13 protein-coding genes are annotated in these 15,466 nt (G+C 65.3%); 5 read left to right on the top strand and 8 right to left on the bottom strand.

Features of this window, described 5'->3' with window-relative positions; translation table 11 throughout:
* Positions 1-240: 240 nt before the first annotated feature.
* A complete protein-coding gene (locus BG61_RS02905; protein ID WP_051672223.1) occupies positions 241-2,520 on the top strand; it encodes a patatin-like phospholipase family protein in 2,280 nt (759 codons plus the stop codon).
* A 105-nt stretch (positions 2,521-2,625) separates the two neighbouring features.
* Here BG61_RS02905 and BG61_RS02910 read toward each other — a convergent pair whose 3' ends face one another.
* From BG61_RS02910 to BG61_RS43535, 5 genes are all read right to left on the bottom strand, one after another.
* On the bottom strand, positions 2,626-3,780 hold the full coding sequence (locus tag BG61_RS02910; RefSeq protein ID WP_035926650.1) for a porin: 1,155 nt from the start codon (positions 3,778-3,780) through the stop codon (positions 2,626-2,628).
* A 545-nt stretch (positions 3,781-4,325) separates the two neighbouring features.
* The gene (locus tag BG61_RS02915; RefSeq protein ID WP_035926041.1) at positions 4,326-5,105 is read right to left on the bottom strand and encodes an ABC transporter ATP-binding protein; all 780 of its coding nucleotides are present in this window, start codon (positions 5,103-5,105) and stop codon (positions 4,326-4,328) included.
* Between the two features lie 16 nt (positions 5,106-5,121).
* Positions 5,122-5,835, bottom strand: a complete 714-nt coding sequence (locus BG61_RS02920; protein ID WP_035926038.1) for an ABC transporter permease — start codon at positions 5,833-5,835, stop codon at positions 5,122-5,124.
* Between the two features lie 19 nt (positions 5,836-5,854).
* Entirely contained in the window at positions 5,855-6,544 is a 690-nt protein-coding gene (locus BG61_RS02925) for an ABC transporter permease (RefSeq protein WP_035926036.1), read from the bottom strand.
* A gap of 85 nt (positions 6,545-6,629) precedes the next feature.
* On the bottom strand, positions 6,630-6,797 hold the full coding sequence (locus BG61_RS43535; protein ID WP_174479700.1) for a hypothetical protein: 168 nt from the start codon (positions 6,795-6,797) through the stop codon (positions 6,630-6,632).
* 459 nt (positions 6,798-7,256) lie between these two features.
* Here BG61_RS43535 and BG61_RS02930 point away from each other — a divergent pair, with 459 nt between their 5' ends.
* On the top strand, positions 7,257-7,955 hold the full coding sequence (locus BG61_RS02930) for a pirin family protein (RefSeq protein WP_035926034.1): 699 nt from the start codon (positions 7,257-7,259) through the stop codon (positions 7,953-7,955).
* Positions 7,956-8,106: 151 nt separating this feature from the next.
* On the opposite strand, the gene BG61_RS02935 is transcribed toward BG61_RS02930, so the two are convergent.
* Positions 8,107-8,694, bottom strand: coding sequence for a Spy/CpxP family protein refolding chaperone (locus BG61_RS02935; protein ID WP_035926032.1), 588 nt, complete (start codon positions 8,692-8,694; stop codon positions 8,107-8,109).
* 230 nt (positions 8,695-8,924) lie between these two features.
* Between BG61_RS02935 and BG61_RS02940 the strand changes: the two genes are divergently transcribed.
* Positions 8,925-9,647, top strand: coding sequence for a response regulator (locus BG61_RS02940; protein ID WP_035926029.1), 723 nt, complete (start codon positions 8,925-8,927; stop codon positions 9,645-9,647).
* Complete coding sequence (locus BG61_RS02945) at positions 9,631-10,983, top strand: ATP-binding protein (protein ID WP_035926026.1); 1,353 nt, start codon at positions 9,631-9,633, stop codon at positions 10,981-10,983. The genes BG61_RS02940 and BG61_RS02945 overlap by 17 nt, the downstream gene beginning before the upstream one ends.
* 22 nt (positions 10,984-11,005) lie before the next feature.
* Here the strand turns inward: BG61_RS02945 and BG61_RS02950 are convergent, their stop codons facing one another.
* Positions 11,006-11,269, bottom strand: a complete 264-nt coding sequence (locus BG61_RS02950; protein WP_035926023.1) for a double-stranded DNA-specific endonuclease — start codon at positions 11,267-11,269, stop codon at positions 11,006-11,008.
* An 87-nt stretch (positions 11,270-11,356) separates the two neighbouring features.
* A complete protein-coding gene (locus BG61_RS02955; protein WP_035926020.1) occupies positions 11,357-13,042 on the bottom strand; it encodes a sensor domain-containing diguanylate cyclase in 1,686 nt (561 codons plus the stop codon).
* A 657-nt stretch (positions 13,043-13,699) separates the two neighbouring features.
* On the opposite strand from BG61_RS02955, the gene BG61_RS02960 reads away from it, so the two are divergent.
* Positions 13,700-15,451: an ABC transporter permease gene (locus BG61_RS02960; RefSeq protein WP_035926017.1), complete on the top strand. Its 1,752-nt coding sequence runs from the start codon at positions 13,700-13,702 to the stop codon at positions 15,449-15,451.
* Positions 15,452-15,466: the final 15 nt, after the last annotated feature.

Below are 15,466 nucleotides of genomic sequence, written 5' to 3' on the forward strand. Positions count from 1 at the left end.
CTTCCCTCTGGAACGGATGTATCAGAACTATCCGATTTTGAGAATAATTATCTAATTTAGGACAAAAACGGGATCATTCTGCTAAATGAGTGCCGTTGTCCGATCGACATTTTCCGCGCGGATTTCTAGAATCCGGCCTCGCCTGATGCGCGCGGCAGCTTGTTCCCGTCGCGCTGCCTCGTCCGCTTCGTCTCCCTCGTCCATCGCCCGCTTGCGTAATTCGTTGCGCATCACCGTTCCATGCGCAAAGCCGTACTGCTATTCACCGTCCTGCTCGCGTTCGCCTTGCTCGGCTGCTTCCCGAATGCGTTCGCCAGTCCAGCGGCGCCAGCCGCTACGGACGGCCCGCATCGCCCGCGCATCGCGCTCGTCCTGTCGGGCGGCGGCGCGCGCGGCTACGCGCACATCGGCGTGCTGAAGACGCTCGAGTCGCTGCGCGTTCCGATCGACATGGTGGTCGGCACGAGCATGGGGGCGGTGGTGGGCGGCCTGTACGCGTCGGGCCTGCCGGCCGAGGAACTGGAGCGCCGCGTGTCGGCGACGAACCTGGGCGAGGTCGCGTTCGACCGCATCCGCCGCTCGAGCCTGCCGCAGTCGCTGCGCGAGGACGAGGCCGAGTATCCGATCTCGATGTCGGCCGGTATCGACGACACCGGCAAGCTCAAGCTGCCCAAGGGCTTCGTACGGGCCAACTCGTTCCTCGCGCTGATGCAGGAGTGGACCGCGCCGGTGCCGACGGCCGGGTCGTTCGACGATCTGGCGATTCCGTTTCGCGCGATCGCGACCGATCTCGAAACCGGCGAACGCGTGGTGTTCGACCACGGTTCGCTGCCGGTCGCGATCCGGGCGAGCATGGCCGCGCCGGGCCTCTTCTCGCCGATCGAGGTGAACGGCCGCACGCTCGTGGACGGCGGCCTGACCGACAACCTGCCTGTCGACGTCGCCCGCGACCTTGGCGCGGACATCGTGATCGCGGTGGACATCGGCACGCCGCTTAAGAAACGCGGCGCGATCAACTCCCCGGCCGACGTGGCGCAGCAGATGGTCGGCATCCTGATCGGTCAGAACGTGAAGGCGCAGCGCGACTCGCTCGGCTCAGGCGACATCCTGATCCGCCCCGACCTCGGCGATATCACCTTCACGGATTTCACCCGCGCGCCGGAAGCGATCGCAAGCGGCAGCGCCGCCGCCGAAGCGCTCGCCACGCGCCTCGACGCGCTTGCGCTCACGCGCGAGGACTACGCCGCGTATCGCGCGCAACATGCGCCGAGGCCAGGCGCGCGCGCGGGCGCCACGATCGACGACATCGCGGTGGACAGCCGCGGCAGCGTGCCGCCGGGCTATGTGAAGCGCTATCTGAGCGTGAAGAAGGGCGACGCCTACGATGCGCGGGACATCAACCGGCAACTCGAAACGCTCGCGACGACCGGTTATTTCGAGAGCGTCACGCACGATTTCGTCAACGAAAACGGCGTGAACCGGCTGCGCGTCCATGCGCAGGAGAAGCAGTGGGGGCCGAATTTCCTGTTGTTCGGCCTCGGCGTATCGACCGATTTCAACGGCAGCGGCGGCTTCGTGCTCAACGTGGGGCACCGGCGGCCGTGGATCACGGCGTCGGGACTCGAATGGCGCAACGACGTGAAGCTCGGCACCGAGGATCTGCTGTTCCACACGGAATTGCGCCAGCCGGTGTTCAAGCGCTTCGGGTATTACGTCGCGCCGTATGTGCAGGTGTCGCAACGTTTCGTCAACTACTACGACGGCTTCGAGCAGATCGGCCCCAGCAAGCGTCCGGTGCTGCGAACCCGCAATATCGAGGCGAAGACCGGCGTCGATTTCGCCGTGCCGATCGCGCGGCTGGGGGAGTTGCGGCTGGGCGTGGGCGCGTCGGTGATCAACCGGCAGGTGACGCAAAGCGTGCTGGTCTTCGATGCCGACGGAAATCCCTCTTCGGTCGCGCCGACGATTCCCGCCGAAAAGCAGACGTTCGCGCGAGCCCAGGTCGTCATCGATCAGCTGGATAACGCGCTGTTCCCGCGCGCGGGGTTTTACGTGAAGGCGGAGGCCGCGAAGTCTTTCTTGTCGAACCAGCACGACTATCAGTTTGCGCACATCACCGCCACCGGCGCGGCGAGCTTCGGGCGCCACAGCTTCAACGCGACGCTCGAGGGCGGCGCGTCGACGCATTCGAGCTCGCCGTTCTCGCTCGGGGGATTCCGCCATCTGGCGGCTTATGGTGTCAACCAGTTCACCGGCAACTACGTCAAGTACGGCCAGTTGACGTACCAGTATCAGATCGCGTCGCCGAACGGTCAGATCGTGCGCGATCTCTATCTCGGCACGACGGGGGAGATCGGCAGTGTCGCGATTTCCGCGTCGGCGCTCAATCGCGAGCCGCTCAAGAAGAGCCTGAGCGTGTTCATCGGCACGGTGACGGCGTTCGGCCCCGCGTACGTGGGCTTCGCGGTGGCGCCGCAAGGGCAGAGCAGCCTGTACTTCCAGTTCGGCGCCAGTTTCTGACGCGGCAATAAAAAACGGTGCGATACCCTTTCGGGCACCGCACCGATACGCGCCTCTCGCAGCAGCGTGAAAACTCTCTGAAACTTTTTTTCCGGGACCCGCTGATTAGAACGAGTGCTGGATACCCGCGTACACGCCCGTCTGGCTGTGGCCGGCGAACGGGTTGTCGGTTGCGGCGTTCGTGCCGAAGTTGTTGGCGTTCAGGCCGTAGTTGGCCGTCTTGCTGTTCTGCACCGTCGCGACCTGGAGGTCGAGCAGCGTGCGCTTGGACAGGTTGTACGAGCCGCCGACCGTGTAGATCGTCGCATTGCCGGCGCCGTTGTTGCCGTTCACGTGGTAGACGGCCGCGATCAGCGCGGCTGCCGGCGTGGCTTGCCACGTCACGCCGCCCCATTCGTGGTCGAGCGTGGTCGGCTGGCCGGGCAGCTGGCCCGTCATGCCCGAGCTGCGGATCGCCTGATAGGCTGCCTGGATCTTGAACTGGCCGAGGAACACGTTGACCGCTGCCGTGTATTCGCGCGAGAACGCGTACACGCCGGCTCCGGAGTTCGCCGAGTTCACCGGGTCGTAGTTGCCGCCGAGCGTACCGTTGGCCGGGTTGCGGATTTCGTCGTACATGGCGCGGACCTGGAAGATCGGTGCCGTGTAGGTGACCTGCAGACCGCCTTCGCGGCCTTGCGGCGTCGTGCCGTTACCGTTCCAGTTCGTGGCGTTCGACAGAGCGTACTGGCCGTACACGTCAAAGCCGTAGAGCTTGGGCGACTGGTACGAAATGTTGTTGCTCGATTGCGGCCAGTTGCGGCCACGCACCAGCGACGCCGACGACCAGTTCGACTGGCCGAACGGATCGAAGTCCCACACGCCGTTCGCGATGAAGAGCTCGCGGCCCAACAGCAGCGTACCGAACTGGTTGCTCGCGATACCGACGGTTGCCCAGCGATTGAAGATGCCGTTGTTGCCCGGGCCCTGACCCGTCATGGTGTTGAAGCTGCCTTCCAACTGGAACACGGCCTTGTAGCCGCCGCCCAGGTCTTCAGCGCCCTTCAAGCCCCAGAGGCTCGTGCCCCAGTCGCCGCTTTCCGCGCGGAAACGGTGCGAGCTGCCGGTGGCGGGACCGCTGCCTGCGCCAGTCGGCCCGGTCGGCACGCCGTTCATGTATTCCAGCCCCGCGTCCAGGCGGCCGTACAGCGTCACGCTGCTTTGAGCGTGGGCCGCAGCGCCCACCGTCAGCAGCGATGCCGCGAGCAAAGCTTTCTTCATCATCTCCTCCAACCCTGTCAAAAAAAGGAACCCAAGTGCCGCCGTGTGGTCCGGTGCTGGTGCACCCAACCGGAAATCGATTTCAGAGGGAATGACACGCGACTGGCCGCTACGTCTCTTGTGATTCGCGCCTGTGGGTGGCGCGAATGTGACCGCCGACCATAGGGTCCGGTGTCTCCTCAGTTCTTTTTGAAGTAAAACTACTTTTTGTGAACTTCGTTTTGGTACTTTGGTTACTAATTTAGCAAAATACGTTTTTCCCGCCAAAGAAATTTGCGGATTCCTACTTTTGTGTCTCGTAAATGCAATGCCGATGCAGTGTGTTCACTTTGTGGCGCGTTGCATAAACGGCGCAAACCCTTGTCGGAAAAGGTTTTTATCGATATGTAAGCTTTGAGTTAAGGAATGACTCTATTGACTGAAGGGAGCGTGGGGGCTAGGCCGGAACACGCCGGATAGACGGCAACCGGCCTGACCAAATCGGCGGGCGTAAAAAAAGCGCCTTGCGGCGCTTTCTGGTTTTTGTAGCAAGACAACATCGCATGTCACTTCAGGCTGCCCGAAAGGAACTGCCGCAGACGCTCGCTTCGGGTGTTGCCGAAGACTTCGTCCGGGTGGCCTTCCTCCTCGATGCGCCCCTGATGCAGGAACACCACGTGGTTCGACACATTCCGTGCGAACGCCATTTCATGCGTGACGACGATCATCGTGCGGCCTTCCTCGGCGAGCGTCTGCATCACCTTCAGCACCTCGCCGACGAGTTCCGGATCGAGCGCGGAGGTGGGTTCGTCGAAGAGCATCACGTCGGGGTGCATCGCGAGCGCGCGGGCGATCGCGACGCGCTGCTGCTGGCCCCCCGACAAATGCGACGGATACTGCTTCTCCACGCGCGGCGCGAGTCCGACCTTTTCGAGATACAGGCGGGCGCGGTCCTCGGCGTCCTTCTTCGAGAGCCCGAGCACGTTCACCGGCGCCTCGGTCACGTTCTCCAGCACGTTCATGTGCGACCAGAGGTTGAAGTGCTGGAAGACCATTGAGAGCTTCGAGCGCACCTGGCGCAACTGTTTCTGGTCGGCCACCTTGAGCGCGCCCGTCTTGTCCTTCATCGTGCGCACTTCCTGGCCGTCGACGAAAATGCGCCCCTGGTTCGGCTGCTCCAGAAAGTTGATACAGCGCAGCATCGTGCTCTTGCCGGAGCCGGACGAGCCGATGATGCTGATCACGTCGCCGGCTTTCGCCTTCAGCGACACGCCCTTCAACACTTCGTTGCTGCCGTACTGCTTGTGCAGGTCGTCGACGAAAAGCTTTTGCATCTGTGCATTCATGTGCGGTCCTGGGAGGCTATTTACCCTGCGGCCGCAGGTACGCGAGCCAGCGATGCTCGGCCCGGCGGAACAGCCACACGAGCGCGAACGAAATCACGAGATAGAGCAGGGCGGCGATGCCGAACGCCTCGAACGAACGATACGTGGCCGAATTCACGTCGCGGGCGATCTTAAGGATGTCCGGCACCGTCGCCGTGAAGGCGACCGTCGTGGCGTGCAGCATCAGGATCACTTCGTTGCTGTAGTAGGGCAGCGCGCGCCTGAGCGCCGAGGGCAGGATCACGCGCCGGTACAGCGTGAAGCCCGACATGCCGTACGCGCGCGCCGCCTCGATCTCGCCGTAGGGCGTCGCCTTGATCGCGCCGGCGAAGATTTCGGTGGTGTACGCGCAGGTGTTCAGCGTGAACGCGAGCAGCGTGCAGTTCATGCCGTTGCGGAAGAACTCGTTGAGCAGCATGTGGTCGCGCACCACCTGCAGGCTGTAGAGGCCGGTGTAGCAGAGCAGCAGCTGCACATAGAGCGGCGTGCCGCGGAAGATATATGTATACAGCCACACGCCGCGCGACAGGATCTTGTTTTTCGAGACGCGCGCTACGGCGAGCGGCACCGAAAGACAGAAACCGAGCGCGATCGACACCACCAGCAGCCACATCGTGATGGCGAGGCCGGTGATGCGGTAGCCGTCCGTGAAGAGATAGTTCTTCCAGTATTCCTGGATGATTTCGAGCATGAGGTCCGCCGCTTGGGGTCTACAGGTCTGCCTTGCGCACGCCGATCGAATAGCGGCGTTCCAGCCAGATCAGCACGAGATTCGAGAGGGTGGTGATCGCGAGGTAGATCGCGCCGGCGAGCAGCGTGAAGAAGAAAAAGCGCAGGGTGCCCTTGCCGGCGTCCTGCGAAGCCTTCACGACGTCGGCGAGGCCGATGATCGACACGAGCGCCGTCGCCTTCACCATCACCTGCCAGTTGTTGCCGATGCCGGGCAGCGCGAAGCGCATCATCTGCGGGAACATGATGCGCGAGAACGTCTGCCACGGCGTCATGCCGTAGGCGGCGCCCGCTTCCAGCTGCCCGCGCGGCACGGAAAGAAACGCGCCGCGGAAGGTTTCGGTGAAATACGCGCCGTAGATGAAGCCGAGCACGAGGATGCCGGCGAGAAACGGATCGATGTCGATCTGGTCCAGGCCCATGAGGTCGGTGAGATCGTTCAGCCAGATCTGGATGCTGTAGAAGAGCAGCAGCATCAGCACGAGATCCGGGACGCCGCGAATGAGCGTCGTATACAGCGTGCCGATGCCCGACGAAATGCGGTTCCGGGAGAGCTTCGCGGCCGCGCCGATGAGGCCGATCACGAAAGCGAACGCGAGCGAGAGCACCGCCAGTTTGACGGTTTGCCAAGTGCCCGCGAGAATCAGCGGCCCGTAGCCTTGCAGAAACATGGTGATTCCTTGATGACGTGCGCTGTGCCGCCCGATGGACGGCGCGCGTCCCCTGCCGTGTCAGCAGCGGCTGCGCGCCATGGCGCTACTTGTCCGAATAGATCGCGAAGTCGAAGTGTCTGTCTTCAGCCTTCTTGAACGTGCCGTCCCGATGGACCCCGGCGATCGCCTGATTGAACGCCGTCTTCCAGTCCTTTGCCGCGGCGCCCGCGGCCACGGGGGCCAGCGCGACGCACAGAGCGAGCTTCTTCATGTTTCTCCTCAATCGGACGGATCGCCGCCCGGCGGGTCTTCAAGCTTCGACCGGGCACGGGGCGCCGACGGTCGATATTCTAGGCTTTCAAAATTGGGGCACGGTGTTTTTGCGACACGCTCCGGGGCTTGTTCGGCCTTGTTGGGCCTTGCACTGGCTCGTTCCGGCCGCCTCGGAGCTTTCAGCGCCGCTTTTGCGCCGCTTTCGCGTCTCCGCCCGTGCCATTCATTCACCGCCGGGGCCGCACGAAGCCGCGCCGGGAAAGCCGCGCCGCCCGCTGCCCGGGCGCCAGCGCCGAAAAGCGCGGTATTTTACCCGAAGCCGCCCGCCGCGCCAGCGCTCCCGGATTGCTTCGATTACGTCCGTTTTCAGGACGGTGTAGTGCCGTCGCACCGGTTGTTCGGCGCCGTGTCCGCCCTTACATTCGATCCATCGCAAAAATCAACCGGGAGAACCGAGATGCTTGAGATTCGACGCGGCAACGAGCGCGGACACGCCAACCACGGCTGGCTGGATTCGTATCACAGCTTTTCCTTCGCCGACTATCACGATCCGGAGCACGTCCATTTCGGCGCGCTGCGCGTGATCAACGAGGACCGCGTGGCGGGCGGGCAGGGCTTCGGCACGCACGGACACCGGGACATGGAAATCGTGAGCTACGTGCTGGAAGGCGCGCTCGCGCACCGCGACAGCATGGGCAACGGCTCGACGATCCGTCCCGGCGACGTGCAGCGCATGAGCGCCGGCACCGGCGTGCGGCACAGCGAGTTCAACGGCTCGCCGACCGACACCGCGCATTTCCTGCAGATCTGGATCATCCCGGATGCGCCGGGCGGCGCGCCGGGCTACGAGGAAAAGCGCTTCGACGACGCCGAGAAGCGCGGCCGCCTGCGCGTGATCGCGTCGCCGCACGGGCGCGACGGCGCGGTGAAGATCGGCGCCGACACCGAGATCTACGCGGGTCTCGTCGACGGTGACGAGCGCGTCGAGTTCGACGTGCCCGCCGGCCGGCGCGTGTACGTGCACGTGGCGCGCGGGGCGGTGTCGGTGAACGGCGAGGCGCTCGAAGCAGGCGACGCCGCGAAACTCGTCGATGTGCCGAAGGTGACGCTCGAGCGCGGCGCCGCCGCCGAAGTGCTGCTGTTCGATCTCGGCTGAGGCTTGGGCTTGCGCCAGCGCACTATATGTAGAAGCAAAGTGTGGAAGCAAGAAAGCCGCGGGATCGCTCCCGCGGCTTTTTTCATTGCGGCGGCACGCGGCGCCTTACGGCTTCAGCGTCTCCCGCCTTACTGCTTCAGCGCCTCCTGCCTTACGGCTTGAGCGTCGCCGAAGCGCCTGCCGGCGCGTCCGCGGCCCCGTGCTGCTTGCCCCAGCGCTCATGCATTTTCTTGCCACGCTCGTGCATCTTTGCGAAGTGCTTCTTCAATGCCGTGCTGACCGTGGTCTTCTGCTGGTCGTTCAGCGAGTTGTAGAAGTTCAGCCATGCAGCGGACGTCTGCTCGCGCAACTGCTCGTTCTGCTGCTCGATTTTCTGATGCGCCGCGTGCATCGCGTTCAGATCGAGAATCGGCTGCTGCTGCATCTGCTCGAATTGCTGATGCATCTGCCTGCGGCTCTCGCGCATCGCGGCGCGGTTCTGCTTCATCGTGTCGAGCGCGGTCTGCCACAGCTTCTCCTGATCGGCGTTAAGCTTCAACTGGCCGTGCAACTGGTTCAGCTGCTGCTGCATGCGCTGCTCCATCCGGTGGTGGCCGCCGTGGCCGCCCATGCTCATTTCCGCACCCGGGCCGCCGGGAGGCGGCGCGTCGGCCGCGGCGGGCGTGGCTGCGCTGGCGGCGCCGATGGTCATGGCAAGCGCCGCGGCGGTGATGGCGAGGATTCTGGTTTGCTTCAGCATCGTCTACTCCTGTTGTTGATTGCGAAGCCGAGTCGGCGTGGTTCGGACCCGTGTGTCGAAACCCGCGCCTTCGGTGAGACACAGCGTAGAGTTTCCTCAGCCCGTCCGTGTTACGGCATACGTCGTGCTTGTTACGCAGCTTTACGAGTCGCTTTCGCGGTAACACGCGGTAACCCTTTATGGAGCTTTCACCGCAAATACGGCACCACTCACGCGTTAAACTTCATCACATGACTACTCAAATCCTTGTCGTCGACGACGACGCCGAGCTGCGCGATCTCCTGCGCGACTATCTGGTCCGGCAGGGCATCGAAGTGTCGGTTCTTCACGACGCCGGCTCGCTCGAGCGGCGCATCGAACGCGAGCGTCCGGATCTGATCGTGCTCGACCTGATGATGCCGGGCGTGGACGGCCTCACCGCGCTCAGGAAGCTGCGCGCATCGGGCGACGACATCCCGGTCATCATGCTCACCGCGCGTGCCGACGACGTGGACCGCATCGTCGGTCTGGAGCTCGGCGCCGACGACTACCTCGGCAAGCCGTTCAACCCGCGCGAGCTGCTCGCGCGCGTGCAGGCCGTGCTGCGCCGCCGCCGCACGATTCCGTCGGCGGCGCCGGAGCAGCGCGAGCCGTTTTCGTTCGGGCGCTTCAGGCTCGACTTCCAGTCGCGCACGCTGCAGCAGGATGACAAGCCGCTCACGCTGTCGGGCAGCGAATTCGCGCTGCTGAAGATCTTCGTCAACAACCCGATGCGCACGCTCACCCGTGAACGTCTGCTGGAGCTGCTCCACGGCCCGGAGTACGACGGCACCGACCGCGGCATCGACGTGCAGGTCTGGCGCCTGCGCCGGATTCTCGAAACCGACCCGTCCACGCCGCGCTTCATCCAGACGGTGCGCGGCCGCGGCTACGTGTTCGTCCCCGATGGCGAGCAAAATGCGCCGGCCCATTGATTCACTCTTCGGCCGGCTCGTCGTGCTCGTCATCGGCGTGCTGGTCCTCTCACATGTCGCGTGGTTCGCGGTCATCCGCGTCGAGCGCGACCAGAGCCAGACGCGTTACGCCGTCGAGGAGGCGACCTTCCTCGTCGACGCCGTGCGCCAGCACATCGCCAATTCGCCGAATCAGCCGCTGCCCTCGCGCGTGCGGGTCGTCCCGCCGACGAGCCCGGATGTGCCCAAGCCCACGCCGACCCCCGCGGACGACGAAGTCCCGCCGCCGCTCGGGCGTTTCCTGGAAGACATCCGCGACCGCCTGCCGGACGGCACCGACGTGCGCCTGGGCGAGCCCGGCGCGCCGCCGAGCATCTGGGTGCGCGGCGTGAAGGACACCGACTGGATTGTCGTGCCGGTGCAGCCGCTGCGCCCGCCGCGTTCGCGCGACCGCATGCTGGTCTGGCTCGCGATCATCTTTTCGACGGCCGTCATGGCCGCGCTTCTCGCCGCCTGGCAGTTGCAGCAGCCGCTGCGCTCGCTCGCGCAGGCGGTCGCGCGCTTCGGCCGCGGTCAGCCGACGCCGCCCGTGCCCGAGCGCGGGCCGCGCGAGCTTCGGCAGCTGACGCACGGTTTCAATCAGATGGTTCGCGAGGTCTCGCAGACCGACAACGACCGCGCGGTGATGCTTGCAGGCGTCGCGCACGACCTGAAGACGCCGCTCGCGCGCCTCAGGCTGCGCGCGGAAATGATGGAAGAGGCGAAGATCCGCGACGGCGTCGTGCGCGACGTCGACTCGATGGCGCACATCGTCGATCAGTTTCTGGTGTTCGCCCACGACCGCGCCGACGGCAGCGAGCCGATCGAAGTGGACCAGCAGTGCGAGAAGGTCGCGCGCACCTACCGCGCGGTCGCGCCGGGCGCGCCGCCGATCCAGACGCGGCTCGGCGCGGGACGCAGCTTCGTGCTGCCCGCCGCGACGCTCGACCGGCTGCTCTCGAACCTGCTCGACAACGCGCACGCCTACGGCGCGCCGCCGATCGTCATCGAGACGTGGCGCGCGGCGAACGGCTGGGTGCTGCGCGTCGCGGATCACGGCAGCGGCATCGCGCCGGACGATCTCATCAAGGCGAGCCGGCCGTTCGTGCGGCTCGACCCGGCGCGCGGCGGCAGCGGGCACAGCGGCCTCGGGCTCGCGATCGTCGAGCGGCTTGCGCGGCGCGCGGGCGGCGAGTGCGAGATCGGCAATTACGAAGGGGGAGGGCTGCAGGTGGTGATGACGTTCCCGTTCGACGTCGCCACGCGCCCCGCCGACGAACGGCGCGCGGGCTCGCAGCACGAGGAGCGGACGGCCTGACGGAGGGTGCTCCTGCGCGCGTTCAGTCGAACAGCGTTTCAAGCGCCGAGGCGGCTTCGCTGTCGACGGTGTTGTAGGTGACCGTCTTGGCTTCGAAGATGTAGTGCGTCGTGTACTTGCCGAGGCGCGCCAAGATTTCCTCCTGGATCACTTCCGGCGCGATGTCGATTTTCAGGAACCACGTAGTCGCGGAGAGCCGGGTCTGGAACGAGCCATATTCGGCGAGCAGATTGTCGAATGCTTCAGCGTCCTGATCGCGGCAGACGATGACCAGATTTCCCTTCATGCAAACCTCCTGATGACAGCGGCGTCGGATATCGAATATCGATGATACCTGCTGCTGTCGAGGGCTGCGCGCGCGGGCGGCGGAGGCCTATTTGCCGGCGAAGGAGTTCTCCGCGCGCCGCGCGGGCGGCGCGGGGTCGGCCGGGCGCACTTCGGTGCGGTCGCGTCCGCGCGACTTCGCTTCGTAGAGCGCGAGATCGGCGCGGCTCAGCATCCACTCCATCGCGTCGCCTTCGGCCAGCTCCGTGATGCCGATACTCACGGAAAGCGCTGCCTCCTCGGGCAGATGCGCACAGTGCTCGTGGTGAAAGCGCCTCCTCAGGCGGTCGAGCACGGCCTGGGCGTCGGCGAGCGCCGTCTGCGGCAGCAGGAGGCCGAACTCCTCGCCGCCGAGCCGGCCGATGGCGTCGCTCGGGCGCAGTTGCGCACGGCACACTTCCACGAAATGCTCCAGCGCCCGGTCGCCCGACGCGTGGCCGAAGCGGTCGTTGATCTCCTTGAAGTGATCGAGGTCGGCGATCGCCACCGAAAGCGGCGTGCCCGCCGCGCGCGCGAGATCGACCTCGCGGCGCAGCGTGTCCAGGAAATAGCGGCGGGAGAGGGCACCCGTGAGCGCATCGTGGCGCGCTTCCGCCGAGAGCAGCGTGTTCGCCGACTGCAGCTGCTCGGCGAGGTCGCGCGTCGCGCGATGCAGGCGCCGCTCGCGCGAGTAGGACGTGGCGATCACCATGGCGAGCGCCACGACGCCGAGCATCGTGAGGAACACGAGGATGCGGTCGCGGCTGTGGTTGCGGGTGAGTTCCGGCCAGCCCGTGAGCGGATGCACGATGTGCGCCGAGAGCCCGGAGTTGAGGCCGGTGCGCTCGTCGTAGAGCGCGGGCACCGCGCTGCCGTTCGCCGAGTAGAACGTGTCGGCGAGCGCCGGCGGCAGCCAGTGCGCCGCCGCGCGGATCTGCTCGCCCATGCGCGCGACGTGCAGTTCCGGGAACACCTCGCGCCGGTAGTGGTCCATCCGGTCGTGAGTGGACATCTTCGTCACCGGCGCGTTCGGCAGGGCCTCGTATTCGAGCCGGCCGTCGTGCGCCATCACGACGACGCCGTTCTCGTCGGTCACGAACGTCCCGGTGCGCGAGACCCAGTGCCGCAGCCGGTCGATGCTCACCTTCGCGATCACCGCGCCGACCAGAAAGCCGTCTTCGTAGACGGGCGCGGCGATGAAGATGCCCGGCTCGCCCGAGAGCCGCCCGACGCCGTACATTTCGACGAAACCGCCGAGCAGCGCACGCGAGACGTAACTGCGCGAACTCATGTCGAAGCCGATGAAGCTGTTTTCGTCGTCCGCGTTGCTCGATGCGATACAAAAGCCCTGATCGTTCACGAGCCAGATCGAATCGAGGCCGGAGAAGCCCTGGGCGTCGTGGAGAAAGGCGTTGACGGTGCCGAACGCGGGGCGTGCCATCCATTCGGCGCGCCGCTCGGATTCCGTGACGGGCGCCTTCGAGGCATAATGCCGCGACTGCGAGAGGGCGTGCTGGGTCAGGTCCATCTGGGCGAGCGTGGCGGGGATCGCTCGCGACATCGCCAGGTCGCTTGCGATGATCTGCGCCATGTTATCGACGATCGAGGCCGCCATCTGGCGTTCCGCCCGAACCGTGGCACTCATTTCCTGTTGTACCATTCGGTCCGACAGCGCGCCGGCGGCGAGCCAGCACGCGCATGCGAGCAGCGCGAGCCCGAGCACCACGGCCACGCGGCGGATGAGCGTGCTGTTCACGGGCCTGTGAGTCTCTCGGGTCGTCATGCGGCGCGCACAGCCGGCAAGTCCTGCGTCTGGCGCCCGCCTGCGGCGGGGCCGTGCCGATGCCGCGCCGCCGCGCTGGGCCGTCCGATCGCGGCGCGCCCGCCGCCAATGGGAACCTGGATAATCGCTCTCTCGACTGTTGGGTTCATGACCTGGTTTTGCTGACGGGCCTCGGCGGTTGCCGCATGTTTTAACCGGCCGTGCGACTTTCCGCGCATTTGGCCGGACAGTTTTCTTTTAGCAGACAAGCCACGATTGGACGATGTTTTTGGCCGCCTATCAAGCGTCTTGTCGATCCGAGCGACGCGCACCGAACAAAACTGCGGATTCGTCCGCTCGCGCCGGGTGCGAATTGTGCGAATCCCGCCGCCGCGGTGCCGGTTTCGCCGGCGGGCAGGAGCGCTCCCGAGCGCCCCGGGGCGCGAGTCGGCCCTTCATTTTGCTTTCCTGATGCCGAAGAGCAACAGTGGTTTGCGCGGATGGCGTGAGCGGCGGCCAGATGGTTGTGCGTGAAACAGGGGTTGGTGTAGTGTCGGTCGGTTCAGAACCGGGAAAGCCGCGCCAGCTAGCCCTGCAACATCCCGCGTCATGCGGAAAAAGAGCAACAAGCCTCACGGGGGAGGGCCTCTCATGGATTTCGGCTTCAATCTGAATCGCACGGCGAATGCGTCGGCGTGGCGGCTCCTGCCTAATCGCTGGGATTTCGTCGCCTTCCCGATGATCATCTGCGTGATCGCGCTCGCCGCGGTCGGATTTCACGAAACCATGGCGCCGATCTCCACGCTCGAAAGGCAGGCGATCTCGCTCGATCCGTCGAACCTGCCCGAATACGCGCTGCGCACGACGCTGCGCATGCTCGCCGCGATGGTGGCGTCGCTGATCTTCACGCTCGTCTACGGCACGCTCGCGGCGAAGAGCCGGCGCGCGTCGATGGTGCTCGTGCCGATCCTCGACATCCTGCAGTCGGTGCCGGTGCTGGGCTACATTTCGTTTACCGTCACGTTCTTTCTCGCGCTCTTTCCGGGCCGCGTGATCGGCGCCGAGTGCGCCGCGATCTTTGCGATTTTCACGAGCCAGGCGTGGAACATGACGTTCAGCTTTTACCAGTCGCTGCGCACGGTGCCGCGCGATCTGGACGAAGTCTCGCGCGGCTTTCACCTCACGAACTGGCAGCGCTTCTGGAAGCTCGAAGTGCCGTTTTCGATGCCCGGCCTCATCTGGAACATGATGATGTCGATGTCGGGCGGCTGGTTTTTCGTGGTTGCGTCGGAGGCGATCACGGTGGGCAACCGTACCATTGTGCTGCCGGGCATCGGCGCATATCTGGCGACCGCCATCGGCGAGCGCAATCTCGGCGCGATCGGCTGGGTCATTCTCACGATGACCGTCGTGATCCTCGCCTACGACCAGCTGATGTTCCGCCCGCTCGTCGCGTGGGCGGACAAGTTCCGCATGGAAACCACCAGTTCCGGCAATGCGCCGGCGTCGTGGCTGCTCGACCTGATCCGCCGCACGCGCCTGATTCACCGGCTGCTGGTGCCGGCCGGCTGGCTCTTCGCGAAGGCGGCGCGCGTGCCGCTCAGGCTGCCGGCGCTGCAGGGCGTGCGCTTTCCGCTGCCGAAGAGCGCCTCGCCCGGGCGCGCAGGCGACATCGCGTGGGCGACGGTCGTGCTCGTCCTGACGGCGTTCGTGGTCTGGAAGGTGACGACGTTCGTCATGACGGGCGTGACGTGGCACGAGGTCGGGCGCGTGTTCGTGCTCGGGCTCATCACGCTGCTGCGGGTGGTGGTGCTGATCGCGATCGCCTCGGTGATCTGGGTTCCGGTCGGCGTGCTGATCGGGCTGCGCCCGGCGCTCGCGGAAAAGATCCAGCCCGTCGCGCAGTTTCTCGCCGCGTTCCCGGCGAACCTGCTCTTTCCGGTGTTCGTCGTCGTGATCGTGAAGTTCCACCTGGATCCGGACATCTGGCTCTCGCCGCTTATCGTCCTCGGAACGCAGTGGTATATCCTCTTCAACGTGATCGCGGGCGCCACGTCCTACCCGAACGACTACCGGGAAGCCGCGACCAACTTCCAGATCAAGGGCTGGCAATGGTGGCGCCAGGCCATCCTGCCGGGCATCTTCCCGTACTACATCACCGGCGCGATCACGGCGTCCGGGGGCGCCTGGAACGCGAGCATCGTGGCCGAAGCGGTGTCGTGGGGAGATACGAAGCTCGTCGCGCACGGCCTGGGCGCCTATATCGCCGAGACGACCGCCGCCGGCGACTACCCGAAGATCATTCTCGGCATCGCCGTGATGTCGCTTTTTGTCACGCTGTTCAACCGACTGCTGTGGCGCCCGATGTACGCATACGCCGAAGCGAAGCTCCGGCTGGATTGAGGACGAGTTCCGATG

This window comes from Caballeronia glathei (assembly GCF_000698595.1).
GTDB classification, from domain to species: domain Bacteria; phylum Pseudomonadota; class Gammaproteobacteria; order Burkholderiales; family Burkholderiaceae; genus Caballeronia; species Caballeronia glathei.